General features: G+C 66.9%; 23 protein-coding genes and 1 tRNA gene. 17 read left to right on the top strand and 7 right to left on the bottom strand.

Annotation, left to right across the window (positions count from 1 at the left end; all coding sequences use genetic code 11):
• The first annotated feature begins 18 nt into the window (after positions 1-18).
• Together uvrA and CFB43_RS15400 are read left to right on the top strand one after the other, a co-directional pair.
• Positions 19-2904, top strand: a complete 2886-nt coding sequence (gene uvrA / locus CFB43_RS15395) for an excinuclease ABC subunit UvrA (RefSeq protein ID WP_089473576.1) — start codon at positions 19-21, stop codon at positions 2902-2904.
• A 250-nt stretch (positions 2905-3154) separates the two neighbouring features.
• Complete coding sequence (locus tag CFB43_RS15400) at positions 3155-4240, top strand: AI-2E family transporter (protein ID WP_179243660.1); 1086 nt, start codon at positions 3155-3157, stop codon at positions 4238-4240.
• Between the two features lie 109 nt (positions 4241-4349).
• Here the strand turns inward: CFB43_RS15400 and purU are convergent, their stop codons facing one another.
• The 5 genes from purU to CFB43_RS15425 form a co-directional block, all read right to left on the bottom strand.
• A complete protein-coding gene (gene purU, locus CFB43_RS15405; RefSeq protein ID WP_089426344.1) occupies positions 4350-5234 on the bottom strand; it encodes a formyltetrahydrofolate deformylase in 885 nt (294 codons plus the stop codon).
• A 73-nt stretch (positions 5235-5307) separates the two neighbouring features.
• On the bottom strand, positions 5308-6174 hold the full coding sequence (locus CFB43_RS15410; protein ID WP_089495658.1) for an NUDIX hydrolase: 867 nt from the start codon (positions 6172-6174) through the stop codon (positions 5308-5310).
• A gap of 6 nt (positions 6175-6180) precedes the next feature.
• Complete coding sequence (locus CFB43_RS15415; RefSeq protein ID WP_089495659.1) at positions 6181-6795, bottom strand: LysE family translocator; 615 nt, start codon at positions 6793-6795, stop codon at positions 6181-6183.
• Between the two features lie 43 nt (positions 6796-6838).
• The gene (locus tag CFB43_RS15420) at positions 6839-7405 is read right to left on the bottom strand and encodes an adenine phosphoribosyltransferase (RefSeq protein ID WP_089495660.1); all 567 of its coding nucleotides are present in this window, start codon (positions 7403-7405) and stop codon (positions 6839-6841) included.
• An 81-nt stretch (positions 7406-7486) separates the two neighbouring features.
• Positions 7487-9493 carry a monovalent cation:proton antiporter family protein gene (locus CFB43_RS15425; RefSeq protein ID WP_089495661.1) on the bottom strand — a complete coding sequence of 669 codons (2007 nt, stop codon included), beginning with the start codon at positions 9491-9493 and terminating at the stop codon, positions 7487-7489.
• Positions 9494-9618: 125 nt separating this feature from the next.
• Here CFB43_RS15425 and kdsD point away from each other — a divergent pair, with 125 nt between their 5' ends.
• The 11 genes from kdsD (at position 9619) to CFB43_RS15480 (ending at position 18852) form a co-directional block, all read left to right on the top strand.
• Positions 9619-10602: an arabinose 5-phosphate isomerase KdsD gene (gene kdsD / locus CFB43_RS15430; RefSeq protein WP_039345999.1), complete on the top strand. Its 984-nt coding sequence runs from the start codon at positions 9619-9621 to the stop codon at positions 10600-10602.
• Positions 10602-11138, top strand: a complete 537-nt coding sequence (locus CFB43_RS15435; protein WP_089495662.1) for a KdsC family phosphatase — start codon at positions 10602-10604, stop codon at positions 11136-11138. Before kdsD ends, CFB43_RS15435 begins: the two co-directional genes overlap by 1 nt.
• 3 nt (positions 11139-11141) lie before the next feature.
• The gene (lptC, locus tag CFB43_RS15440) at positions 11142-11756 is read left to right on the top strand and encodes an LPS export ABC transporter periplasmic protein LptC (protein WP_089441038.1); all 615 of its coding nucleotides are present in this window, start codon (positions 11142-11144) and stop codon (positions 11754-11756) included.
• A gap of 20 nt (positions 11757-11776) precedes the next feature.
• Complete coding sequence (gene lptA, locus CFB43_RS15445) at positions 11777-12442, top strand: lipopolysaccharide transport periplasmic protein LptA (RefSeq protein ID WP_089426349.1); 666 nt, start codon at positions 11777-11779, stop codon at positions 12440-12442.
• Positions 12439-13215: an LPS export ABC transporter ATP-binding protein gene (lptB, locus tag CFB43_RS15450; RefSeq protein ID WP_039346017.1), complete on the top strand. Its 777-nt coding sequence runs from the start codon at positions 12439-12441 to the stop codon at positions 13213-13215. The genes lptA and lptB overlap by 4 nt, the downstream gene beginning before the upstream one ends.
• 159 nt (positions 13216-13374) lie before the next feature.
• On the top strand, positions 13375-14880 hold the full coding sequence (locus tag CFB43_RS15455; protein ID WP_089495663.1) for an RNA polymerase factor sigma-54: 1506 nt from the start codon (positions 13375-13377) through the stop codon (positions 14878-14880).
• 159 nt (positions 14881-15039) lie between these two features.
• Positions 15040-15399, top strand: a complete 360-nt coding sequence (gene hpf, locus CFB43_RS15460; protein ID WP_006477786.1) for a ribosome hibernation-promoting factor, HPF/YfiA family — start codon at positions 15040-15042, stop codon at positions 15397-15399.
• Positions 15400-15567: 168 nt separating this feature from the next.
• Positions 15568-16107, top strand: a complete 540-nt coding sequence (locus CFB43_RS15465; protein ID WP_011353226.1) for a PTS sugar transporter subunit IIA — start codon at positions 15568-15570, stop codon at positions 16105-16107.
• 129 nt (positions 16108-16236) lie between these two features.
• Positions 16237-17205: an HPr(Ser) kinase/phosphatase gene (gene hprK, locus CFB43_RS15470; RefSeq protein ID WP_011353227.1), complete on the top strand. Its 969-nt coding sequence runs from the start codon at positions 16237-16239 to the stop codon at positions 17203-17205.
• 75 nt (positions 17206-17280) lie between these two features.
• Positions 17281-18189, top strand: coding sequence for an RNase adapter RapZ (gene rapZ / locus CFB43_RS15475; protein WP_089495664.1), 909 nt, complete (start codon positions 17281-17283; stop codon positions 18187-18189).
• Between the two features lie 27 nt (positions 18190-18216).
• Positions 18217-18852 carry an LON peptidase substrate-binding domain-containing protein gene (locus tag CFB43_RS15480; protein ID WP_089441042.1) on the top strand — a complete coding sequence of 212 codons (636 nt, stop codon included), beginning with the start codon at positions 18217-18219 and terminating at the stop codon, positions 18850-18852.
• A gap of 215 nt (positions 18853-19067) precedes the next feature.
• Here the strand turns inward: CFB43_RS15480 and mutY are convergent, their stop codons facing one another.
• Positions 19068-20171: an A/G-specific adenine glycosylase gene (mutY, locus tag CFB43_RS15485; RefSeq protein WP_089495665.1), complete on the bottom strand. Its 1104-nt coding sequence runs from the start codon at positions 20169-20171 to the stop codon at positions 19068-19070.
• Positions 20172-20195: 24 nt separating this feature from the next.
• The gene (mutM, locus tag CFB43_RS15490; protein WP_089495666.1) at positions 20196-21023 is read right to left on the bottom strand and encodes a bifunctional DNA-formamidopyrimidine glycosylase/DNA-(apurinic or apyrimidinic site) lyase; all 828 of its coding nucleotides are present in this window, start codon (positions 21021-21023) and stop codon (positions 20196-20198) included.
• A gap of 86 nt (positions 21024-21109) precedes the next feature.
• Here mutM and CFB43_RS15495 point away from each other — a divergent pair, with 86 nt between their 5' ends.
• The 4 genes from CFB43_RS15495 to CFB43_RS15510 all read left to right on the top strand — a co-directional run bounded on the left by CFB43_RS15495 (position 21110) and on the right by CFB43_RS15510 (position 24592).
• Positions 21110-22933 (top strand): tetratricopeptide repeat protein, encoded by a 1824-nt coding sequence (locus CFB43_RS15495; protein WP_089495667.1) that lies wholly within the window; start codon positions 21110-21112, stop codon positions 22931-22933.
• Positions 22933-23553: a lipoprotein insertase outer membrane protein LolB gene (lolB, locus tag CFB43_RS15500; RefSeq protein ID WP_089495668.1), complete on the top strand. Its 621-nt coding sequence runs from the start codon at positions 22933-22935 to the stop codon at positions 23551-23553. Before CFB43_RS15495 ends, lolB begins: the two co-directional genes overlap by 1 nt.
• 25 nt (positions 23554-23578) lie before the next feature.
• Complete coding sequence (gene ispE / locus CFB43_RS15505) at positions 23579-24460, top strand: 4-(cytidine 5'-diphospho)-2-C-methyl-D-erythritol kinase (RefSeq protein WP_089495669.1); 882 nt, start codon at positions 23579-23581, stop codon at positions 24458-24460.
• A gap of 55 nt (positions 24461-24515) precedes the next feature.
• Positions 24516-24592: transfer RNA gene (locus CFB43_RS15510), tRNA-Gln, on the top strand.
• Positions 24593-24605: the final 13 nt, after the last annotated feature.

Here is a 24605-nt window from a genome sequence, read left to right on the forward strand (position 1 = left end):
TCCATTTTCGCCAGGTTCATGGAACAGATCCGCATCCGTGGGGCGCGTACCCACAACCTGAAAAACGTCAATCTCGACCTGCCGCGCCACAAGCTGGTCGTGATTACCGGGTTGTCCGGATCGGGCAAGTCGTCGCTCGCGTTCGATACCCTTTATGCCGAGGGTCAGCGCCGCTACGTCGAAAGCCTGTCCGCGTATGCCCGCCAGTTCCTGCAGCTGATGGAGAAACCCGACGTCGACCTGATCGAAGGCCTGTCGCCGGCGATCTCGATCGAGCAGAAGGCGACGTCCCACAACCCGCGTTCGACCGTCGGCACGGTCACGGAAATCCACGACTACCTGCGACTTTTGTTCGCACGTGTCGGCACGCCGTACTGCCCCGACCACGACATCCCGCTTGAAGCGCAAAGCGTGTCGCAGATGGTCGACGCGGCGCTCGCGCTGCCCGAGGAAACCAAGCTGATGATCCTCGCGCCCGTCGTCGCGGACCGCAAGGGCGAGCATGCCGAGCTGTTCGAGGACATGCAGGCGCAGGGTTTCGTGCGCTTTCGCGTGCGCTCGGGCGGCGGCGCCGCGAACGAAGGCGTCGCGAAGATCTACGAGGTCGAGTCGCTGCCGAAGCTGAAGAAGAACGACAAGCACACGATCGACGTCGTCGTCGATCGTCTCAAGGTGCGCCCGGACATGAAGCAGCGCCTCGCCGAATCGTTCGAGACGGCGCTGCGCCTCGCCGACGGCCGCGCGATCGCGCTCGAGATGGATACCGACCGCGAGTACCTGTTCAGCTCGAAGTTCGCGTGCCCGATCTGCTCGTACTCGCTGCAGGAGCTCGAGCCGCGCCTGTTCTCGTTCAACAACCCGATGGGCGCGTGCCCGGAATGCGACGGCCTCGGCCAGATCACGTTCTTCGACCCGAAGCGGGTCGTCGCGCACCCGTCGCTGTCGCTCGCCGCCGGCGCCGTGAAAGGCTGGGACCGCCGCAACCAGTTCTACTTCCAGATGCTGCAGAGTCTCGCGGCGTTCTACGAATTCGACATCGACGCCGCATTCGAGGATCTGCCGGAAAAGATCCGGAAGGTGCTGCTGTTCGGCTCGGGCAAGCAGACGATCCCGTTCTCGTACATCAACGAGCGCGGCCGCACGACGATCCGCGAGCACGTGTTCGAAGGGATCATCCCGAACCTCGAGCGCCGCTACCGCGAGACCGATTCGGTCGCGGTGCGCGAAGAGCTGTCGAAGTACCAGAACAACCAGCCGTGCCCGTCGTGCGACGGCACGCGCCTGCGCCGCGAAGCGCGCCACGTGCGGATCGGCACGGGCGACTACGCGCGCGGCATCTTCGAAATCAGCGGCTGGCCGCTGCGCGACGCGCTCGGCTATTTCGACGGCCTGTCGCTCGACGGCGCGAAGCGCGAGATCGCCGACAAGGTCATCAAGGAAATCGTCGCGCGCCTCACCTTCCTGAACAACGTCGGCCTCGACTACCTGTCGCTCGAGCGCAGCGCGGAAACCCTGTCGGGCGGCGAGGCGCAGCGCATCCGGCTCGCGTCGCAGATCGGCTCGGGCCTCACGGGCGTGATGTACGTGCTCGACGAGCCGTCGATCGGCCTGCACCAGCGCGACAACGACCGCCTGATCGCGACCCTCAAGCACCTGCGCGACCTCGGCAACTCGGTGATCGTCGTCGAGCACGACGAGGACATGATCCGCACGGCCGACTACGTCGTCGACATGGGTCCGGGCGCCGGCGAGCACGGCGGCGTGATCGTGGCCGAGGGCACGCCGAAGCAGGTGCAGTCGAACCCGCAGTCGCTCACCGGCCAGTACCTGGTCGGCAAGCGCACGATCGAGTACCCGGACGAGCGGCTGGCCCCCGATCCCGAGCGGATGCTGCGCATCGTCGACGCGCACGGCAACAACCTGAAGCACGTCGATCTGGAGCTGCCGGTCGGTCTGCTGACCTGCATCACCGGCGTGTCGGGCTCCGGCAAGTCGACGCTGATCAACGACACGCTGTATCACGCGGTCGCGCGCCACCTGTACGGCTCGTCGGCCGAGCCGGCGCCGCACGAGGCGATCGAGGGCCTCGAGCACTTCGACAAGGTGATCAACGTCGACCAGTCGCCGATCGGCCGCACGCCGCGCTCGAACCCGGCCACGTATACGGGCCTGTTCACGCCGATCCGCGAGCTGTTCTCGGGCGTGCCGACCTCGAAGGAGCGCGGCTACGATCCGGGCCGTTTCTCGTTCAACGTGAAGGGCGGCCGCTGTGAATCGTGCCAGGGCGACGGCGTGCTGAAGGTGGAAATGCACTTCCTGCCGGACGTCTACGTGCCGTGCGACGTGTGCCACGGCAAGCGCTACAACCGCGAAACGCTCGAAGTGCAGTACAAGGGCAAGAACATCAGCGAAGTGCTCGACATGACGGTCGAGCACGCGTACGAATTCTTCAGCGCGGTGCCGGTCATCGCGCGCAAGCTGAAGACGCTGCTCGACGTCGGCCTCGGCTACATCCGCCTCGGCCAGTCGGCCACGACGCTGTCGGGCGGCGAGGCGCAGCGCGTGAAGCTGTCGCTCGAGCTCTCCAAGCGCGACACCGGCCGCACGCTGTACATCCTCGACGAGCCGACCACCGGCCTGCACTTCCACGACATCGCCCTGCTGCTGGAAGTGATCCACCGGCTGCGCGACCAGGGCAACACGGTCGTGATCATCGAGCACAACCTCGACGTGATCAAGACGGCCGACTGGGTGATCGACCTCGGCCCCGAAGGCGGTGCCGGCGGCGGCCAGATCATCGCGCAGGGCACGCCCGAGCAGGTCGCGAAGACAAAGGCGAGCTTTACCGGCAAATACCTCGCGCCGCTGCTCAAGCGCACGGCCCGCAAGGTCGCGGCCGGCTGACGCGTCCCGCCTGCCTCCCTTCCCGCGCGCGGCCGCCCGGCCGCGCGCCCTTGCGCACCGCCGAACCGGCCCCTTCTCGTTTTCCCTCCTGCGTTTACACCATGCGCCAAACGGCCCGGTTGCGGACCATAATGGCAGCTATACTTTACGGTCGTAAGGTTCGCCGTACGCACCAATCCAGTGCGGCGCCGGGCGAACACGGCTCTGCCGCGCATTCCGCGGCATGACACACGAACGACAGGAATCCACGATGGAGAAGCAACCAGACTCGTCGCGCGATGCGCAGAATCGCGAACCGCACCTGCGCAGCGTGCGGCTGACGAGCGACTTCAGCCTGCCGAAGCTGTCGGCGCTCGAGATCGGCAGCTATGCGTTCGCGATCCTCGCGATGTGGCTCGTGATCGAACTCAAGCTGCTCGGCGGGCTGCTGGCCGGCCTGCTGGTCTACCAGCTGATCCACACGATCGCCCCCGTGATCGAACGCCACACCACGAGCATGCGCGCGCGCTGGGTCGCCGTCGTGCTGCTGTCGATCGCGATCGTCGGCGCGTTGACGGGCCTGACGATCGGCATCATCGAACACTTCGAGCGCACGGTGCCGAACCTGCAAAGCCTGCTCGACCAGCTGATGCAGATCGTCGAGCAGACCCGCGCCCGCACGCCGGCCTGGATCGCGAACCTGCTGCCCGTCGACGTCGAGCAGATGAAGACGAAGGCCGCCGTGCTGATGCACTCGCACATGGACCAGCTCCAGCAAAGCGGCAAGAGCGTCGCGCGCGGCTTCGGCCATGTGCTGTTCGGGATGATCATCGGCGCGATGATCGCGATCGGCGTCGAGCACGGCAAGGTGCGCCGGCCGCTGTCCACGGCGCTCGTCACGCGCGTGTCGCGCTTCGCCGACGCATTCCGCCGGATCGTGTTCGCGCAGATCAAGATCTCGGCGATCAACGCGGTGTTCACGGGCATCTACCTGCTCGTCGCGCTGCCGATCTTCCATCAGCGGCTGCCGCTGTCGAAAACGCTCGTGCTCGTCACGTTCATCGTCGGCCTGCTGCCCGTGATCGGCAACCTGATCTCGAACACGCTGATCGTCGCCGTGTCGCTATCGGTCAGCATGGGCACCGCGATCGCGTCGCTGGCGTTCCTCGTGATCATCCACAAGCTCGAATACTTCCTGAACGCGAAGATCATCGGCGGCCAGATCGAGTCGCGCGCGTGGGAGCTGCTGCTCGCGATGCTGATCATGGAGGCCGCGTTCGGGCTGCCGGGCGTGATCGCCGCGCCGATCTTCTACGCGTACCTGAAGCGCGAGCTGTACCTGCTGCGGCTGATCTGAAGCAGCCCACCCGCCAACAGCGAAAAAAAACGCCGCGCCCCGTAAAGGGCGCGGCGTTTTTGTTTGTGATTGCCCGCCAGCCGACGGCCGGCAATCGGCATTCAACACATCAGCGGAACACGACCGTCTTCGTCCCGTTCAGCACGATCCGGTGCTCGACGTGCCACTTCACCGCGCGCGCCAGCGTCACGCATTCGACGTCGCGGCCGATCGCGGTCAACTGGTCGGGCGTCATGCTGTGGTCGACGCGCTCGACTTCCTGCTCGATGATCGGGCCTTCGTCGAGATCGGTCGTCACGTAGTGCGCGGTCGCACCGATCAGCTTCACGCCGCGATCGAACGCCTGGTAGTACGGCTTCGCCCCCTTGAAGCTCGGCAGGAACGAATGATGGATGTTGATCGCGCGGCCGGCGAGCTGCTTGCACAGGTTCGGCGACAGGATCTGCATGTAGCGCGCGAGCACGACGAGATCGGCCTGGTGCTCGTCGATCACTTCCAGCACGCGCGCTTCCTGTGCGGCCTTCGCGGCATCCGACGAGCCGCCGATCAGCGGAAAGTGATGGAACGGGATGTTGTAGCTCGCGGCGAGCTGGTAGAACTCCTTGTGGTTCGACACGATCGCCGGGATCTCGATCGGCAGCTGGCCGGTGCGATAGCGGAACAGCAGGTCGTTCAGGCAGTGGCCGATCTTCGACACCATGATCACGACGCGCGGCTTCACGGCCGCGTCATGCATTTCCCAGCGCATCGAGAACTGTTCGGCGAGCGGCGCGAATTCCTTGCGAAGCGTGTCGAGCGCCGTCGCGGCATCCGCGCCGCCGCCGTCCTGCTCGAAGTGCACGCGCATGAAGAACTCGCTGGTGCGGCTGTCGCCGAACTGCGCCGAATCGAGGATGTTGTTGCTGCGCTCGAACAGGAAGCCCGAGACCGCATGGACGATGCCGTGCCGGTCGGGGCACGACAGTTTCAAGATAAAGCTGTGATCGGTCGGCATGACCGCTACTCCCTTCGTTTCCGTATTCGTCAAATTGCCCGTTCGCGCCGCCAGGCTGCGTGCGCGGCACGCGTCACGCGGCCGGTGCGAACAGGGCGTCGATGCCCGCCGCGTCGGCCGCCGGGATCCAGCGGTGACGCAGCAGCGTGTCGAGCGTCGCGAGGCTCGCATCCATGGTCGCGCGGCCGGCGCGCAGCCAGCCGATCACCTCGGGCACGCCGGCCAGCAGGTGCTCGGCCACTTCGCCGTCCTGGTTGCGCGGCGCGAAGTCGCGCGGCAGCGGCAGGTCGTACACGAAGATCAGTTCGGACTGCGTGCCTTCCGGCAGCGAGCACAGCACCTGCACCGCGCGGCCCGCGATCGCGCGCGCGGCCAGTTCGGCCGGAATGCCGGCTTCTTCCCAGCATTCCTTCGCGAGCGTCTCGTGAACGCCCAGGCCCCAGCCAATTCCGCCGGCGACGACGTTGTCGAGCATGCCGGGGTCGGTTGCCTTGGTCTCGCTGCGGCGGCCGAGCCACATCTGCGGGACGGCCGCGGCGGACGGCTCGCCCGGTGCAACCGCATATTCTACGATGCCGTTCAGATGCACCGCGTAAGTCTGCGTGCCGAAGAAGCGCGATGCGGCGCGCTCGATGTACGCGAGCGGCGGATCGTCGAAGCGGTTGCGGATCGCGTAGATCTCGTCGCGCCAGCCGGGAATCGCGCCTTCGGCCGCGAGCGCCCCGATCGCGCTCGCCAGCGCCATGCTGCGTGCGTCGACCGAATCGTAGCGCGCCGACAGCACGACGCGCTCATCGGCCAGCTCGAACACGTCGGGCCACCGCGCCAGCATCGCGACGTCCTCACGGCGCACCCAGCCGACAGCCTGGCCGGCAATCTCGAAACGCAGGTGCGCAGCGGGATCGAAGCGGCGCGCAGCCGCAATGCACGGAAACGTCATCGTGTGTCAGTCCTTCAGCGCCACGCGGATGCCGATCGCGATGAACGTCGCGCCGGCGATCCGGTCGAGCCACACGCCGGCCTTCGGACGGCGCTTCAGCCATGCGCCGATCATGCCCGCGCCGACGCCGAACAGCGAGAAGACCGCGGCCGTCTGCAGCATGAACAGCGCGCCGAGTTCGAACATCTGCAGCGTGACGCCCTGCGCGCCGTGCGGATCGACGAACTGCGGCAGGAACACGACGAAGAACAGCGTGACCTTCGGGTTCATCAGGTTGCCGATCACGCTTTGCCGGAAGATCGTGCCGAGCGGCTGCGGCGGGCGCGCGTGCGCATTCGAGAGCCCCTGGCTGCGCAGCGCCTTGATGCCGATCCACACGAGGTATGCGGCGCCCGCGAGCTTCAGGATCTGGAACGCGACCGGCGACGAACGCAGCACGGCCGCGACGCCGAGCGCCGCGAGCGTCGTGTGGAACAGGATCCCCGCCGTGAAGCCGAGCGCGGCGACGAAGCCGGCCGCGCGGCCTTGCGAGATGCCGCGTGCGAGCACCTGCAGGTTGTCGGGCCCCGGCGCGAACGTGATCGCGATCGACGTGGCGAGAAACAGCATGAAGTTGGGCATCGTGACCTCGCTGCGTAACGTGGAAGCTCAGGCTGGCCGGCGTTCAGTGGCCGGCGAATTCGGTGACGGTATAAACCGGCAGTCCCGCGTTGCGCAGCAGCGCCGAGCCGCCGAGATCGGGCAGGTCGATGATCGCCGTGCCTTCGACGACCTCCGCGCCGAGCCGCTGCAGCAGGTTGCGCCCCGCCATCATCGTGCCGCCGGTCGCGATCAGGTCGTCCATGATGATCACGCGGTCGCCGGGGCGGCACGCATCTTCATGAATCTCGACGGTCGCGCTGCCGTATTCGAGGTCGTACGATTCCGAGCGCGTCTTGTACGGCAGCTTGCCGACCTTGCGGATCGGCACGAAGCCGACGCTCAGTTCGTACGCGACGATCGGCGCGATGATGAAGCCGCGTGCATCGAGGCCCGCGACATAGTCGAGCTTCGCATCGACATAGCGCTCGACGAACAGGTCGACGAGGATGCGCAGCGCCTTCGGGCTCTGCAGCAGCGTCGTGATGTCGCGGAACATCACGCCCGGCTGCGGCCAGTCGGGCACCGTGCGGATCTGGCTGTGGATGAAGGCGACCGGATCGAGCGGTGCGCCCGACGACGAATGCGGCATGAAACTCTCCGAAAAAAACGGTGCGCGAAGATCGGGCACCGTTCCGAATAAATACGGGTCAGGTTATCAAACCAGCGCGGCTCAGGCGGCCGCGGCTGGCGGTTCGCGCCGATGGCGCGACAGCCGCTCCTCCGCGAGCGCGAGCGCCTCGGGCAGCCCGCGCAGCACGACGATGTCGCTCGCGCGCAGCTTGGTTTGCGGATCGGGTTCGACGCCGCGGATACCATGCCGGCGAATCGCCGTGACTTCGAGCCCGAGTGCATACAGCCCCAGTTCTTCCAGCGAACGCCCGACCGCGTCCGCGCGCGCATCGACCGGCACCGATTGTAGCCGCACCTGCTCGTGGTCGTCGTCGTCCGCGTCGTCCGCGCCGCGGAAATAGCCGCGCAGCAGGCTGTAGCGCTCGTCGCGCATCTCCTCGACGCGCCGCACGACCTTGCGCATCGGCACGCCGACCAGCACCAGCGTGTGCGACGCGAGCATCAGGCTGCCCTCGACGATCTCCGGAATCACCTCGGTCGCGCCGGCTGCGAGCAGCTTCTCGAGATCGGCATCGTCGACGGTGCGCACGATCGCGGGCAGCGTCGGCTCGAGTTCGTGCACGTGATGCAGCACGCGCAACGCGGACGGCGTGTTCGCATAGGTGATCGCCACCGCCGCCGCGCGGTGGATACCGGCCGCGAGCAGCGACTCGCGGCGCGCCGCGTCGCCGAACACGACCGATTCGCCGGCCGCCGCGGCCGCGCTCACGCGATCGGGGTCGAGGTCGAGCGCGACGTACGAAATGCCTTCCTGTTCGAGCATCCGCGCCAGGTTCTGCCCTGCACGGCCGTAGCCGCAGATGATCACGTGGCCGCGCTGCTTGAGGCTTTGCGTCGCGATCCGCGTCATCTGCAGCGACTGCTGCATCCATTCGGTCGACGACAGCCGCATCACGATCCGGTCGGCGTTCTGGATCAGGAACGGCGCCGCGAGCATCGACAGCAGCATCGACGCGAGGATCGCCTGCAGCAGCGTCGAATCGACGAGATGCCGGTCGAGGATCAGGTTCAGCAGCACGAAGCCGAATTCGCCGGCCTGCGCGAGCCCGATGCCGGTGCGCATCGCCACGCCCGGCGTCGCGCCGAACAGCCGCGCGAGCCCGGCGATCATCGTCCCCTTGAACAGGATCTGCCCGACGAAGAAACCGAGCACGAGCAACGGGTGCTCCCAGATCACGCGCGGGTCGAGCAGCATCCCGGTCGTCACGAAGAACAGGCCGAGCAGCACGTCGCGGAACGGCTTGATGTCCTCCTCCACCTGATGGCGGAACGGCGTCTCGGAGATCAGCATCCCCGCGATGAACGCGCCGAGCGCGAGCGACAGGCCGAAGCGGTCGGTGATGAATGCGGCGCCGAGCGTGACGAGCAGCAGGTTCAGCACGAACAGCTCCTGCGAGCGGCGCCGTGCGACGACGTTGAGCCAGCGCGTCATGAAACGCTGGCCGATGACCAGCAGCAGCGTGAGCGCGATCACGATCTTGACGGCCGCGAAGCCGAGCGTGATCGCGAGGTCCTTCGACGATTCGGCGCCGAACGCGGCGATCACGATCAGCAGCGGCACCACCGCGAGATCCTGGAACAGCAGCACGCCGAAGATGTTGCGGCCGTGCTCGGTCTCGATCTCGAGCCGCTCGGCGAGCATCTTCGACACGATCGCCGTCGACGACATCGCGAGCGCGCCGCCGAGCGCGATGCTGCCCTGCCACGTGATGTGCACCCAGTGCTCGAACAGCATGCCCAGCACGAGCGCGAGCACGAGGGTCGCGACGACCTGCAGCAGCCCGAGCCCGAACACGAGCCGCTGCATCGCCCTCAGCTTCGCCAGCGAGAACTCGAGGCCGATCGAAAACATCAGGAACACCACGCCGAATTCCGCGAGATGCTCGGCCCGCTCCAGATCCGCCGCGATGCCGAACGCATGCGGGCCGACCAGGATGCCGACGGTCAGGTAGCCGAGCATCGGCGGCAGGTTCAACGAGCGGAATACGACGACGCCCACCACTGAGGCCAGCAGCAGCAGCAGGGTCATTTCGAGCGGGGAAATCACGGGCGAAGCGTCCTCGTTCGTCGGGGCCACGGCAATGCGGGCGCGGGTGGTGGCGGTGGTCAGGCGACCTCGGACGAGTCCGAAGGCCCGGCGCGGCGAACAAACGCCTTTGCTATACTCCGCGCATGATAGCGAAAATCAATGATGACCGGGCGCTCGCGCTCGCCCGCGACGTGCTCGACATCGAGGCGGACGCCGTGCGCGCGCTGCGCGACCAGCTCGACGGCGGCTTCGTCCAGGCCGTCGCGCTGCTGCTCGGCTGCCGCGGCCGCGTGGTGGTGTCCGGTATCGGCAAATCGGGGCATATCGCCCGCAAGATCGCGGCCACGCTGGCCAGCACCGGCACGCCGGCCTTCTTCGTCCACCCGGCCGAGGCCAGCCACGGCGACCTCGGGATGGTCACCTCCGACGACGTCTTCATCGGCATCTCCTATTCCGGCGAATCGGAAGAACTCGTGGCGATCCTGCCGCTCGTGAAGCGGATCGGCGCGAAGCTGATCGCGATCACGGGCCGCGCGGAATCGAGCCTCGGCACGCTCGCCGACGTGAACCTGAACGCCGCGGTCTCGAAAGAGGCCTGTCCGATGAACCTCGCGCCCACGGCGAGCACGACCGCCGCGCTCGCGCTCGGCGACGCGCTCGCCGTGGCGGTGCTCGACGCGCGCGGCTTCGGCTCGGAAGATTTCGCGCGCTCGCACCCGGGCGGCGCACTCGGCCGGCGCCTGCTCACCTACGTGCGCGACGTGATGCGCTCGGGCGACGACGTCCCGTCCGTCGGGCTCGACGCGACGCTGTCGGACGCCCTGTTCCAGATCACCGCGAAGCGCCTCGGCATGACCGCCGTGGTCGACGCCGGCGGCAAGGTCGCGGGCATCTTCACCGATGGCGACCTGCGCCGCGTGCTCGCGCGCGACGGCGACTTCCGCACGCTGCCGATCACCGACGTGATGACGCGCGACCCGCGCACGGTTGCACCGGATCACCTGGCGGTCGAGGCCGTGGAACTGATGGAGCGCCACCGGATCAACCAGATGCTGGTGGTCGATGCCGACGGCGTGCTGATCGGCGCGCTGAACATGCACGACCTGTTTTCGAAGAAGGTGATCTGATGAGCGCAGCGCTGACTGCGGTCGAACGCGCGAGCCGCGTGAAGCTGATGATTTTCGACGTCGACGGTGTGCTGACCGACGGCGGCCTGCTGTTTACCGCGGCCGGCGACGCGATGAAGTCGTTCAATTCGCTCGACGGCCACGGCGTGAAGCTGCTCGGCGAAGCCGGCATCGCGACCGCGATCATCACGGGCCGTCGCTCGGAGATCGTCGCGGCACGTGCGAAGGAAATGAAGATCGCGCACCTGTTCCAGGGCGTCGAGAACAAGCTCGCCGTGTTCACCGACCTGATCGCGTCGCTCGGCCTCACCGCCGACCAGTGCGGCTACATGGGCGACGACTGGCCCGACCTGCCCGTGATGCTGCGCTGCGGCTTCGCGACGGCCCCCGCGAACGCGCACCCCGAGGTGATCGCCCGCGCGCACTGGGTGGCCGAGGCCCGCGGCGGCCACGGCGCCGTCCGCGAAGTCTGCGACGCGATCCTGCGCGCGCAGCGCCGCTACGACGCGCTGCTCGCGGCCGCCTGCGGAGCCTGACGGATGAACACGCATTTCCGCTGGACCCAGTTGCTGCCGCTCGTCGCGGTCGCCGCGCTCGCGGGCATCACCTGGTGGCTGCTGCAGGCCACGCTGCCGCCGCCCGGCGAGGGCACCGTGCAGCCGAAGCGCCACACGCCCGACTATTTCGCCGACAACTTCTCGGTCACCGAGCTCGACCAGTCGGGCGCGACCCAGTACCGGCTGACGGCCGCGAAGCTGATCCATTACGAAGACACCGAAGACAGCGACCTGACCGATCCGGCCATGCGCGCGTTCCAGCCCGGCAAGCCGGTCGTGACGACCACCTCGAAGCGCGGCACCGTCAACGGCGACGTGTCGATCGTCGACCTGTACGACGACGCGCGCATCCTGCGTGCGGCCGGCGGCGGCGATCCGCAGATGCAGGCTGATTCCCAGCATTTCCGGATCTTCGTCAATGACGATGTGATCCAGACCGAAAAGCCGGTTAAACTTCAGCGCGGCCTGTCGCTCGTCAACGCGACCGACGGCATGAAGTACAACAACGTCACCCGGGTCATCGAGCTCTACGGCAACGTGCGCGGCACGATCGCCGCGCAGGACACGTCCGGCGGCTCGAAAGGTCAACCCAAGTGACGCATCCCTCACGTGACTGCATGAACGAATCGTTCCCTCGACAGATTTCCGGCGGCGCTGCGCGCGCCGTCCGCGCCGCGCTTGCCGCGACGCTCGTGGCGCTCCCGCTGGTCGGGCTGGCGCCGCTCGCCCATGCCGAGAAGGCCGACCAAGGCAAGCCGATCAACGTCGAGGCCGACAACCTGACCTATGACGACCTGAAGCAGGTCACGGTCGCGACCGGCAACGTCGTGATCACGAAGGGCACGATCATCATCAAGGGCGATCGCGTCGAAGTGCGCCAGGACCCGGAAGGCTATCAGTACGCCACTTCGTTCGGCAGCGGCAAGAAGCACGCGACGTTCCGCCAGAAGCGCGAAGGCCTCGACGAGTACATCGACGGCGACGCCGAGCGCATCGACTACGACGGCAAGCAGGACCTGACCACGCTGACCACCGCCGCGACCGTGCGCCGCCTGCAGGGTACGTCGACCGTCGCCGATACCGTGCACGGCAGCGTGATCACGTACGACGGCCAGCGCGACTTCTACACCGCGAAGGGCGGCAAGGACGTCGCCGCGCCGGGCAACCCGAACGGCCGCGTGCGCGCGATGCTGTCGCCGAAGAACGGCGGCCCCGCGCCGCTGAACGGCGCGCCGGCAAAGCTGTCGCCGTCGACCACGATCCAGGGGGCGCCGGGCCAATGAACGCGCTACCGAACCGCCAGCCGGCCGGCACGACGAGCTCGCTCGTCGTCCGCAACCTGAAGAAGCGCTACGGCTCGCGCACGGTCGTCAAGGACGTGTCGCTCGACGTGAAGAGCGGCGAAGTCGTCGGCCTGCTCGGCCCGAACGGCGCCGGCAAGACCACGTCGTTCTACATGATCGTCGGCCTGGTGCCGCTCGACGCGGGCGAGATCTCGCTGAACGGCAGCTCGATCAGCCTGCTGCCGATCCACAAGCGCGCGTCGCTCGGCCTGTCGTACCTGCCGCAGGAAGCGTCCGTGTTCCGCAAGCTGACCGTCGAGGAGAACATCCGCGCGGTACTCGAGCTGCAGCACGGCGAAGACGGCAAGCGGCTGTCGAAGGACGCGATCTCGTCGCGCGCCGAAGCGCTGCTCGACGAGCTGCAGATCGCCCACCTGCGCGAGAATCCCGCGCTGTCGCTGTCGGGCGGCGAACGGCGCCGGGTCGAAATCGCGCGCGCGCTCGCCACCAACCCGAACTTCATCCTGCTCGACGAACCGTTCGCCGGCGTCGACCCGATCGCGGTGCTCGAGATCCAGAAGATCGTCAAGTTCCTGAAGCAGCGCAACATCGGCGTGCTGATTACCGATCACAACGTCCGCGAAACGCTCGGCATCTGCGACCACGCCTACATCATCAGCGACGGCTCGGTGCTCGCCGCCGGTGCGCCGAGCGAAATCATCGAAAACGAAAGCGTACGCCGCGTGTACCTCGGCGAACACTTCCGGATGTAACTCCTCCTCGTGGCTGGCTGCACCCCGCCCGGCGTCGCCGCGCGGGGCCGCGCCCCGCTTCGCGGCCATGCCTGCGGCCGGGCGGCGCGCCGCGCGTAATCGCGGATGGCTCAACGCGCCTGGGTCGTGGCAAACTGCCGGTATGACTCCCTCCTTGCCATGAAAGCCAGCCTTCAACTCCGCCTGTCGCAACATCTGGCGCTGACGCCCCAGCTACAGCAGTCGATCCGGCTCCTGCAGTTGTCGACGCTCGAATTGCAGCAGGAAGTCGCGATGGCCGTCGCGCAGAACCCGCTGCTCGAGAACGAGGATGAATGGATCGCGAGCCCGCTGCGTGTCGCTGCGGACGGATCGCTGATCGCGCAGACGCCTCCCGCGCAGAACACCGAGCCCGCTGCGACCAACGGCAGCAGTTCGTCGAGCGATCGTGCCGAACGCGACGAGCCGGCCGGCGCGGACGAATACGACGGTTATGCATCCGGCGACGGCAACGACGGCCCGCAGTGGAACCTCGACGAATACGGCCGCTCGAGCGGCGCATCCGACGACGACGACCTCCCGCCGCTGCAGGTCCAGGAAGCGGCGACGTCGCTGCGCGACCACCTGTCCGCGCAATTGCGCGTCACGCAGGCCGGCCCGCGCGACCGCGCGCTCGTGATGTTCCTGATCGAAACGCTCGACGACGACGGTTACCTGACCGCCACGCTCGATGAAGTGCTCGCCGACCTGCCGCCCGAGCTGGAAATCGACTGCGACGAACTGAACGCGGCGCTCGCGCTGCTGCACAGCTTCGATCCGGCCGGGGTCGGTGCCCGCTCGGCATCCGAATGCCTGAAGCTCCAGTTGCTGCGCCTCGATCCGTCCCCGACACGCACGCTCGCGCTCGAGATCGTGTCGCAGCATCTCGAGCTGCTCGCCGCCCGCGACTTCACGCGGCTGCGCAAGCACCTGAAGGCGAGCGACGACGCGCTGCGTGACGCGCACACGCTGATCCGCTCGCTGGAGCCGTTCCCCGGCGCCGCGTACGGCAAGGCCGAGGCCGACTACGTCGTGCCCGACATCATCGTGAAGAAAGCCGGCCAAGGATGGCTCGCGGAGCTCAATCCGGAGGTCGTGCCGCGCCTGCGGATCAACAACCTTTACGCGAACATCCTGCGCAACAGCCGCGGCGATCCGTCGGCCGGTTCGCTCAAGCAGCAGCTCCAGGAAGCACGCTGGCTGATCAAGAATATCCAGCAGCGTTTCGACACGATCCTGCGTGTCGCGCAGGCCATTGTCGAGCGTCAAAAGAACTTCTTTGCGCACGGTGAAATTGCCATGCGCCCCTTGGTTTTGCGGGAAATAGCTGATACGCTGGGCCTACACGAGTCGACTGTCAGCCGTGTGACAACCGGGAAGTACATGCTGACCCCGTTCGGGACGCTTGAATTTAAGTACTTCTTCGGATCTCACGTCTCGACCGACACCGGTGGCGCCGCTTCGTCGACAGCCATCCGAGCCCTCATCAAGCAACTGATAGGAGCTGAAGACCCTAAATCGCCACTTTCGGACAGCCGCATTGCCGAGCTGCTGGCAGAACAGGGATTCGTGGTCGCGCGCCGCACGGTCGCGAAGTATCGCGAAGCCCTCAAGATCCCGGCAGTGAATCTGCGCAAGTCTCTTTAAGCCTGCTGCCTGCCCGGCGGCAGGCGTGTCCCGACCACCGCGCACACGGGGAACAGGCCGGGCGACCTGTCCGCGATACGCCGCCTTCGTGCGGCACGGGCAAGTCGACCGGAGCGCCGCCTCGATGCGGCCGGGTGGTCACTCGCTTGGAGAAGCACTATGAACCTGAAGATCAGTGGACATCATCTCGAAGTCACGCCTGCAATTCGCGAATACGTGATCACCAAGCTGGACCGGGTGCTACGGCATAGCGATCAGGTGATCGATGGCACTGTGATCCTCTCGGTCGACAACCACAAGGAAAAGGACAAGCAGCAGCGCGCGGAAATCAACCTGCACCTGAAGGGCAAGGACATCTTCGTCGAAAGCGCGAACGGTAACCTGTATGCAGCGATCGACCTGCTGATCGACAAGCTGGATCGCCAGGTCGTCAAGCACATGGAGCGCCTGCAAACGCACGCGCACGACCCGATCAAGCTTCAACCGTCGATCGACCAGATCGAACTGCCGCCGCAGTAACCTTCACCGCAACACATACGTCGCCCGGTTCGCCGGGCGTTTTTTTTGCGACTCCGCGCAGGGGTGCAACCGGTCCTTCCGCGCTGCGCCACGCACGCGGCTGTGCTCTATAATGTTCCGGTTATCGCCGGGGGGCGCTGGATGCGGTAGCTGCCTTGCAGGTTGCCGATGCCGAACGCCTTGATATCGCCGAACATGGATAATCAGTCTGCCGCCGCAAGGAGACCCCAGGCCGCCCAATCGCCTGCCAACATGAATCGCCTAGCCAAAATCCTGCCCATAGAGAACGTCGTCATCGACCTCTCAGTCACCAGCAAGAAACGCGTGTTCGAACAAGCCGGGCTGATGTTCGAGAATCAGAACGGCATCGCCCGCAGCACCGTCACGGACAACCTGTTCGCGCGCGAGCGCCTCGGCTCGACCGGGCTCGGCGAAGGTGTCGCGATTCCGCACGGGCGCATCAAGGGTCTCAAGCACCCGCTCGCCGCGTTCGTCCGGCTCGCCGATGCGATCCCGTTCGAAGCCCCCGACGGCCAGCCGGTCGGCCTCCTGATCTTCCTCCTCGTGCCCGAGCAAGCCACCCAGCAGCACCTCGAGATCCTGTCGGAAATCGCGCAACTGCTGTCCGATCGCGACGCACGCGAGCGTCTGCACAACGAAACGGATATCGCCGAGTTGCATCGCCTGCTCACTCAGTGGCAACCTTGAGTTGATCCGGGCGGAATATTTTCCCGTACGCGGCGGCACACGCCGCCGTTCAGGGCCGCCCGGCGCCGGCCCGGCATGGCGACGTCCGTCGCCGCGCGCACGCACCGGCCCATTGGAGTGACGAGAGTCATGGATACGTCCAGCATCAACGCCCAGAGCATCTTCGACGACAACGCGGCCACGCTGAAACTGAGCTGGCTGACGGGGCATGAAGGCTGGGAGCGCGGTTTTTCGGCCGACACCGTCGGCAATGCAACCTCGAGCGCCGACCTCGTCGGCCACCTGAACCTGATCCACCCGAACCGGATCCAGGTGCTCGGCGAAGCCGAAATCGACTACTACCAGCGGCAAACCGACGAAGACCGCTCGCGCCACATGGCCGAGCTGATCGCGCTCGAACCGCCGTTCCTCGTCGTCGCCGGCGGGGCCGCGGCCCCGCCCGAACTCGTGCTGCGCTGCACGCGCTCGTCGACCCCGTTGTTCACCACGCCCATGTCGGCCGCCGCGGTGATCGACAGCCTGCGGCTCTACATGTCGCGCATCCTCGCACCGCGCGCGACGCTGCACGGCGTGTTCATCGACATCCTCGGGATGGGCGTGCTGCTGACCGGCGATTCGGGCCTCGGCAAGAGCGAACTCGGCCTCGAGCTGATCAGCCGCGGCCACGGCCTCGTCGCCGACGACGCGGTCGATTTCGTCCGACTTGGCCCCGATTTCGTCGAAGGGCGCTGCCCGCCGCTGCTGCAGAACCTGCTCGAAGTGCGCGGTCTCGGCCTGCTCGACATCAAGACGATCTTCGGCGAAACCGCCGTGCGGCGGAAAATGAAGCTGAAGCTGATCGTCCAGCTCGTGCGGCGCCCCGACGGCGAATTCCAGCGCCTGCCGCTCGAAAGCCAGACGGTCGACGTGCTCGGCCTGCCGATCAGCAAGGTCACGATCCAGGTGGCGGCCGGCCGCAACCTCGCGGTGCTCGTCGAGGCGGCCGTCCGGAACACGATCCTGCAGTTGCGCGGAATCGACACATTGCGCGATTTCATGGATCGGCAACGACTGGCGATGCAAGATCCCGACAGTCAGTTCCCCGGCAAACTGGTGTAACCCGCACGCGCCGGCCGCGCAACGCCGACGCGTCGAGCCGGTGCTATGATGAAACGTCAGGATTCTCTGCTTCCCATGCGCATCGTCCTCATCACCGGCATCTCCGGCTCAGGCAAGTCCGTCGCGCTGAACGCGCTCGAAGACGCAGGCTATTACTGCGTCGACAACCTGCCGCCGCACGTGCTCCCCGAACTCACCCGCTACCTCGCCGAGGATGGCCAGCACCGGCTCGCGGTCGCGATCGACGCGCGCTCGAGCGCGTCGCTCGACGAAATGCCTGGCCTGATCCGCGACCTGTCGCGCGAGCACGACGTGCGCGTGCTGTTCCTCAACGCGAGCACCCAGGCGCTGATCCAGCGCTTCTCCGAAACGCGCCGCCGCCATCCGCTGTCCGGCTCGCTGTCGCACGATGCGGACGTCGGCCTGCTGTCGTCGCTCGAGGAAGCGATCGAGCGCGAACGCCACCTCGTCGCGCCGCTCGCCGAATTCGGCCACCAGATCGACACCAGCACGCTGCGCGCGAACGCGCTGCGTACTTGGGTCAAGCGCTTCATCGAGCAGAAGAACAACGACCTGATGGTGATGTTCGAATCGTTCGGCTTCAAGCGCGGCGTGCCGCTCGACGCCGATCTGATGTTCGACGTGCGCGCGCTGCCGAATCCGTACTACGACCACGAGTTGCGCCCGCTCACCGGGCTCGACCAGCCGGTCATCGCCTTTCTCGACGCACTGCCGATCGTCCACCAGATGATCGACGACATCCATGCGTTCCTGATGAAATGGCTGCCGCACTTCCGCGATGACAACCGCAGCTACCTGACCGTCGCCATCGGCTGCACGGGCGGGCAGCATCGGTCGGTGTTCATCGCGGAAACGCTCGCCGCGCGCCTTGCGCACGACGCGAACGTGATCGTGCGGCATCGTGACGCGCCAGTGGATGTCGACGCGTCGTCGCGGCTCGTCTCCGAGGTCGACCGACCCTAGCGACGCCCGCCCCAACGCCCGCGCGCCATGTCCTCCCTATCGACCACCCTGATCGACCTGCCGCTGTTTCCGCTGCACACGGTGCTCTTCCCGGGGGGCCTGCTCCCGCTCAAGGTGTTCGAGGCGCGCTATCTCGACATGGCCCGCGCGTGCCTGCGCGACGATGCACCGTTCGGCGTGTGCCTGCTGAAGAGCGGGCCGGAAGTCGCGCAGGACGGCGCCGTCTCGGTGCCCGAGACCATCGGCTGCATGGCGCGCATCACCGAATGCGATACCGGTGAATTCGGCATGCTGTACCTGCAGGCGGTCGGCACCCAGCGTTTCGAGTTGCTGTCGTATCGCGTCGAAGGCAACGGGCTGCTGGTCGGTATCGCGGAGCCGCTGCCGGACGACATCCCGCTCGAAGGCGAGCAGGCGCTCGCGCAGTTCGGCTCGTGCGCCGAGGTGCTCGAGCGCATCATCGACGCGCTGAAGAAATCCGATCCGCAGAAGATGCCGTTCGGCGAACCGTTCCGCCTCGACGATCCGAGCTGGGTATCGAACCGTCTCGCGGAACTGCTGCCGCTCGACCTGCGCGCGCGGCAGAAGCTGATGGAGTTTCCGGACGTCGGCGCGCGCATCGATGCCGTGCACCACGTGCTCGACCGGCACGGCTGGTTATAGCGAGCGCGGGACCTGTCGCTTTGCCTGAGTTATCCGGGAGAGGGCGTCCAACGAGGGGCTTCCTTCCGGGCGAAAAGCCGGGCCGGCGTGTTCCGAATCGCCCCAGACAGCCACTTCCCGCCAGCCAACCCAAGGCGACTTCCGTCGGCACGAAAAACCACGAGCGTCCGACGTTTCCCTGAAAGCGCGGCATGCGCCGCGCCCCTTCCCCTTCGTTACAGCAGCGGCCCGCTCAGCGCATCGAGCAGCTTGCGCACGGGCGCTGGTACGCCATACGCGTCGAGCCGGCTCAGCGGCACCCACGCGGTGTCCGCGTCCCGCGCGCCGGCGGGCAGGCCGCCGGCGGCCATGTCGCTCAGCCGCGGCTCGATCTCGAGCCGGAAATGCGTGAACGTGTGCGTAAGCGGCGCGAGCGGCACCGTGCCGCCGCCGCCGAAGCCACGTGCGAGTTCCGCGAGCGCGGCGTCGCCGTCCGCTTGCGGCAGGCTCCACAGCCCGCCCCAGATGCCGGTCGGCGGCCGCCGCTCGAGCAGCACGGCGTCACCGTCGCGCAGCACGAGCATCCAGGTCTTGCGGGTCGGCACGGCCTTCTTCGGCCGCGCGGCCGGCAGTTCGCGCTGGCGGCCCGTCGATTGCGCGACGCAGTCGCCCGCGAACGGGCAGCGCGCGCAATCGGGCTTGCCGCGCACGCACAGCGTCGCGCCGAGATCCATCAGCCCCTGCGTATACGCGCTCACGTCGGCCGCGTTCGCGGCGTCGGGCAACAGCGATTCGGCGAGCGCCCACATGTCGTTCTCGACACGCTTCTCACCCGGGAAGCCTTCGACGCCGAACACCCGCGCCAGCACGCGCTTCACGTTGCCGTCGAGAATCGTCGCGCGCGCGCCGTACGCAAACGACGCGATCGCCGCGGCCGTCGAACGGCCGATGCCCGGCAATTCGGCCAGCGCGTCAGGCGTCGCCGGAAACGCACCGCCGTGCTCGGCGACGACGACCTGCGCGCAGCGATGCAGGTTGCGCGCGCGCGAGTAGTAGCCGAGCCCCGCCCAGAGCGCCATCACGTCGTCGGTCGGCGCGGCCGCGAGCGCGGCCACGTCGGGGTAGCGTTCGAGAAAGCGCGTGTAATACGGGATGACGGTCGATACCTGCGTCTGCTGCAGCATGATTTCCGACAGCCAGATCCGGTACGGATCACGGGTGTTCTGCCACGGCAGGTCGTGGCGGCCATGCTCGCGCTGCCACGCGACCAGGCGCGTGGCGAACGTGCGATGCAGCGGCGTGACGGGGAACGGAGCGGGGGCGATGCGGGGCGGCTTCAAGTGATCTAATTGTGGAAAAAGGTTTCAACGCTGGCAGGTCGGGCAGAAATAGGTCGACCGCTGGCCCTGCACGATATGGCGGATCGGCGTGTTGCATACGCGGCACGGCTGGCCCGCACGATCGTAGACGAAGCAGTCGAGCTGGAAATAGCCGCTTTCGCCGTTGCTGCCGACGAAATCGCGCAAGGTGCTGCCGCCGCGCTCGATCGCGTCGGCAAGCGTCGCGCGCACTGCGTCGGCCAGCCGCTCGTAGCGCGGCAGCGACACCTTGCCGGCGGCCGTCGTCGGCCGGATGCCGGCGCGAAACAGGCTCTCCGACGCATAGATGTTGCCGACGCCGACGACCATGTCGCCCGCGAGCAGCGCCTGCTTGACCGACACGGTGCGCCCGCGCGTGCGCGCGTGCAGCAGCGCGCCGGTGAACGCCGGCGAGAACGGCTCGACGCCGAGGCTAGCGAGAAGCGGATGCGCATGCACGTCGCCCGCTTCGCGCGGGTGCCACAGCACCGCGCCGAAGCGGCGCGGATCGCGGAACCGCAACACGAATTCGTCGAAGATCCAGTCGATGTGGTCGTGCTTCGCGGCGACCGGCACGCCAGCCGCGGGCAGCACGCGCAGCGTGCCCGTCATGCCGAGGTGGACGATGAACCAGCCCGCGTCGACCTCGAACAGCAGATACTTGCCGCGACGCTCGACGGCGAGCACCTCGCGCGCGCGCAACTGCTCGGCGAGCCCGGCCGGCACGGGCCAGCGCAGCATCTCGGTACGGACGTCGACACGCTCGACGCGGCGGCCCGCGACAAAGGGCGCGATGCCCCGGCGCGTGACTTCGACTTCTGGCAACTCTGGCATGTTTTGCGGGTCTGAGACTGGATTCACGATCGTGCGTGTATTGTAGCGAGCGCGTTACAATCGGTTGAAACATCGAACGGATTTCCATGACCCTGCCCTCGAAGCTGCTTCAGAAGCGTCCCGCCGCCGTGCGCGGCGCGCGCGCCTTCCCGGTCCGCCGTGCACTCGGCGCCGCGCTGTTTGCCGCCTGGACCCTCACCGCCTTCCCGGCCCACGCGCAGGATCCGGCATCGGACGACGCGGAGTCGCAGGGCGCGTTCGAGCATGTGATGCCGGACGAGAAAAAAGATCTCCCCGGCGTTCCGCTGACGAGCCAGATCGTCTACCAGGTGCTCGCCGCCGAGGTCGCGCTGCAGCGTAACCAGCCCGCACCGGCCTACCAGACCTACCTCGCGCTCGCCCGCGACACGCGCGATCCGCGCATGGCGCAGCGTGCGACCGAGATCGCGCTCGGCGCGCAGAGCCCGGCCGACGCACTGTCCGCCGCGAACCTGTGGCGCCAGTACGCACCCGATTCGAATCGCGCATCGCAGGTCGACGCCGCGCTGCTGGTGCTCGCCGGCAAGCCGGCCGACGCACAGCCGATGCTCGCGCGCGAGCTGGCCCGGGCGACCGGCGAGACGCGCGGCCCGGCGATCCTCGCGCTGCAGGCGCTGCTCGTGCGCGGCTCCGACCGCGTCGGCGGCCTCGCGGTGCTGAAGGACATGCTGAAGAACGACCTGAACCGGCCCGAAGCGCAGCTCGCGATCGCGCGCCAGCAGCTCGCGGTCGACGACAAGGACGGCGCCGCGCAGTCGCTGAAGCAGGCGCTGCAGCTCCGCCCCGACTACCTGCCGGCGGCTTTGATGCTGTCGCAGATGGGGCCGGCGGAACGCGCGGCGGGCATCGCGTCGTTCGAGAAGTATGTTCAGCAGAATCCGAAGTCGCGCGATGCGCGGCTCGCGCTGTCGCAGCTCTATCTCGCCGACGATCGCCTCGACGACGCGCAGAAGCAGTTCGAGACGATGCGCAAGCTCGACTCGAAGGATCCGACGCCGCTGATGGCGCTCGCGCTGATCAAGATCCAGCAGAAGAAGCTCGACGAAGCGACCGGCTACCTGAAGCAGTACGTCCAGCTCGGCGACAAGCAGCCGAACCTCGACGTCGGCCAGGGCTACATCTACCTCGCGCAGATCGCGATCGACCAGAACAACGACGCGCAGGCGTCGCAGTGGCTCGACAAGGTCGACCAGACGAGCCAGCACTACCTGCCCGCGCAGATCACGCGCGCGCAGCTGCTGCAGAAACAGGGCAAGACCGACGAGGCGCGCAAGGTGCTCGACGACCTGCCGATCACGGATCCGCGCGATGCGGCCGTGGTCGCACGCACCGACGCGTCGATCCTGTTCACCGCGAAGCGCTACCCGGAAGCCGAGGCACGGCTCGGGCAGGCGGTTCAGGACTTCCCCGACGATCCCGACCTGCGCTACGACTACGCGATGGCGGCCGAAAAGACCGGCCACTACACGACGATGGAAAAGCAGCTGCGCGAGCTGATCCGCACGCAGCCCGACAATCCGCAGGCGTACAACGCGCTCGGCTATTCGCTCGCCGACCGCAACCAGCGGCTCCCCGAAGCCAGCAAGCTGATCGACAAGGCGATGACGCTCGCGCCGAACGACGCGTACATCATGGACAGCCTCGGCTGGGTGAAGTACCGGATGGGCGATACGGCCGGCGCGACGAAGGTGCTGCGGCGCGCGTACGAACTGCAGCCGAACGCCGAGATCGGCGCGCATCTCGGCGAAGTGCTGTGGAAGAGCGGCGCGCAGGACGATGCGCGTTCCGCATGGCGTGACGCACTGAAGCTCGAGCCGGACAACGACACGCTCGTGCAGACGCTGAAACGCCTCCAGATCAACGGTCTCTGATGCAGATGTTCCCGACGTTTTCCCTGTCCTTCCGCGCGCAGCGCACGCTGGCCGCAGCCGGCACGGCGCTCGTGCTCGCCGGCTGCGCGAGCACGCCGCCGTCGGCCAGCGCGCCGACCGGCGCGGCGCTGCAGACCGCCGCAACGCACGCTTACCATGGCCGCTTCGCGGTGCGGTACGACGACCGTCTCGGCAATCCGCAGAACGTGTACGGCAACTTCGACTGGCAGGAGCACGGCGACGACGTGTCGCTCGAGCTGCGCAGCCCGCTCGGCCAGACGCTCGCGGTCGTGAAGTCGACGCCGCAGGCGGCATCGCTCGAATTGCCGAACCGTCCGACGCAATATGCGCCGGACGTCGGCGACCTGATGCAGAAAACGCTCGGCTTCGAACTGCCGCTCGCGGGCCTGCGCTACTGGCTGCTGCCGACCGCCGCGCCCGCCACGCCCGCGCAGACGGTGCGCGATCCGGCCGACGGTACGCGCGTCAAGCAGATCCGCCAGGACGGCTGGACGATCGACTACCTTGCCTACGCGGACGCCCCGGCCACGGGCGTCAAACGCGTCAACCTCGTGCGCGCGACACCGCCGCTCGACATCAAGCTCGTGCTCGATCAGTGAGCACTGGCCCAGCCCAGACATACGCATGACCGATTCGACCCGCTCGCTGCGCAACTGCCTTGCGCCCGCGAAACTCAACCTGTTCCTGCACATCACCGGCCGCCGTCCGAACGGCTATCACGATCTGCAGAGCGTGTTCCAGTTGCTGAACTGGGGCGACACGCTGCACTTCACGCTCCGCGACGACGGCCGCGTCGCACGCGTCACCGACGTGCCCGGCGTGCCCGAGGAAAGCGATCTCGTCGTGCGCGCGGCCAACCTGCTGAAAGCGCATACGGGCACCGCGCACGGTGTCGACATCGAGATCGACAAGTGCCTGCCGATGGGGGCCGGCCTCGGCGGCGGCAGCTCCGACGCGGCGACGACGCTGCTCGCGCTGAACCGCCTGTGGCAACTCGACCTGCCGCGCGCCGAACTCCAGTCGCTCGCGGTAAAACTCGGCGCAGATGTCCCGTTTTTTATTTTTGGAAAAAATGCGTTCGCAGAGGGTATCGGAGAAGAATTAGCTGAGGTACAATTGCCGACTCGCTGGTTCTTGGTTGTAACGCCCCGCGTTCACGTCCCAACCGCTGAAATATTTTCAGATGAGTTGTTGACAAGAGATTCGAAGCGCGTCACAATTACGGACTTTCTTGCACAGCAAAGCAGCGACGCGGGATGGCCAGATAGTTTCGGTCGGAACGATATGCAGCGAGTTGTGACAAGTAAGTACGCGGAAGTTGCGCAGGTGGTCAAATGGTTGTATGATGTGACCCCCGCGAGGATGACCGGCTCCGGAGCAAGCGTGTTTGCAGCGTTTCGCAGCAAGCATGAGGCAGAAGCGGCGCAAGCCAAGCTGCCCACCGGCTGGAACGGTGCAGTTGCCGAGAGCCTGAACGAGCATCCGCTCTTCGCTTTCGCGTCATGAAGTTTTACTTTGCCGAACGGCCTACACAAGTTCGGTGAAGTTATCAGTTAAGTGTAGGGGAGTCGCCAAGTTGGTCAAGGCACCGGATTTTGATTCCGGCATGCGAGGGTTCGAGTCCTTCCTCCCCTGCCAAAAATTTTCCCGC

Source organism: Burkholderia sp. AU15512 (genome assembly GCF_002223325.1).
GTDB lineage: Bacteria > Pseudomonadota > Gammaproteobacteria > Burkholderiales > Burkholderiaceae > Burkholderia.

Coding starts and splice junctions, on each gene's coding strand:
- uvrA (WP_089473576.1), top strand. CDS start 19: ATGGAACAGATCCGCATCCGTGGGGCGCGTACCCACAACCTGAAAAAC.
- CFB43_RS15400 (WP_179243660.1), top strand. CDS start 3,155: ATGGAGAAGCAACCAGACTCGTCGCGCGATGCGCAGAATCGCGAACCG.
- purU (WP_089426344.1), bottom strand. CDS start 5,234: ATGCCGACCGATCACAGCTTTATCTTGAAACTGTCGTGCCCCGACCGG.
- CFB43_RS15410 (WP_089495658.1), bottom strand. CDS start 6,174: ATGACGTTTCCGTGCATTGCGGCTGCGCGCCGCTTCGATCCCGCTGCG.
- CFB43_RS15415 (WP_089495659.1), bottom strand. CDS start 6,795: ATGCCCAACTTCATGCTGTTTCTCGCCACGTCGATCGCGATCACGTTC.
- CFB43_RS15420 (WP_089495660.1), bottom strand. CDS start 7,405: ATGCCGCATTCGTCGTCGGGCGCACCGCTCGATCCGGTCGCCTTCATC.
- kdsD (WP_039345999.1), top strand. CDS start 9,619: ATGATAGCGAAAATCAATGATGACCGGGCGCTCGCGCTCGCCCGCGAC.
- CFB43_RS15435 (WP_089495662.1), top strand. CDS start 10,602: ATGAGCGCAGCGCTGACTGCGGTCGAACGCGCGAGCCGCGTGAAGCTG.
- lptC (WP_089441038.1), top strand. CDS start 11,142: ATGAACACGCATTTCCGCTGGACCCAGTTGCTGCCGCTCGTCGCGGTC.
- lptA (WP_089426349.1), top strand. CDS start 11,777: ATGAACGAATCGTTCCCTCGACAGATTTCCGGCGGCGCTGCGCGCGCC.
- lptB (WP_039346017.1), top strand. CDS start 12,439: ATGAACGCGCTACCGAACCGCCAGCCGGCCGGCACGACGAGCTCGCTC.
- CFB43_RS15455 (WP_089495663.1), top strand. CDS start 13,375: ATGAAAGCCAGCCTTCAACTCCGCCTGTCGCAACATCTGGCGCTGACG.
- hpf (WP_006477786.1), top strand. CDS start 15,040: ATGAACCTGAAGATCAGTGGACATCATCTCGAAGTCACGCCTGCAATT.
- CFB43_RS15465 (WP_011353226.1), top strand. CDS start 15,568: ATGCCGAACGCCTTGATATCGCCGAACATGGATAATCAGTCTGCCGCC.
- hprK (WP_011353227.1), top strand. CDS start 16,237: ATGGATACGTCCAGCATCAACGCCCAGAGCATCTTCGACGACAACGCG.
- rapZ (WP_089495664.1), top strand. CDS start 17,281: ATGCGCATCGTCCTCATCACCGGCATCTCCGGCTCAGGCAAGTCCGTC.
- CFB43_RS15480 (WP_089441042.1), top strand. CDS start 18,217: ATGTCCTCCCTATCGACCACCCTGATCGACCTGCCGCTGTTTCCGCTG.
- mutM (WP_089495666.1), bottom strand. CDS start 21,023: ATGCCAGAGTTGCCAGAAGTCGAAGTCACGCGCCGGGGCATCGCGCCC.
- CFB43_RS15495 (WP_089495667.1), top strand. CDS start 21,110: ATGACCCTGCCCTCGAAGCTGCTTCAGAAGCGTCCCGCCGCCGTGCGC.
- lolB (WP_089495668.1), top strand. CDS start 22,933: ATGCAGATGTTCCCGACGTTTTCCCTGTCCTTCCGCGCGCAGCGCACG.
- ispE (WP_089495669.1), top strand. CDS start 23,579: ATGACCGATTCGACCCGCTCGCTGCGCAACTGCCTTGCGCCCGCGAAA.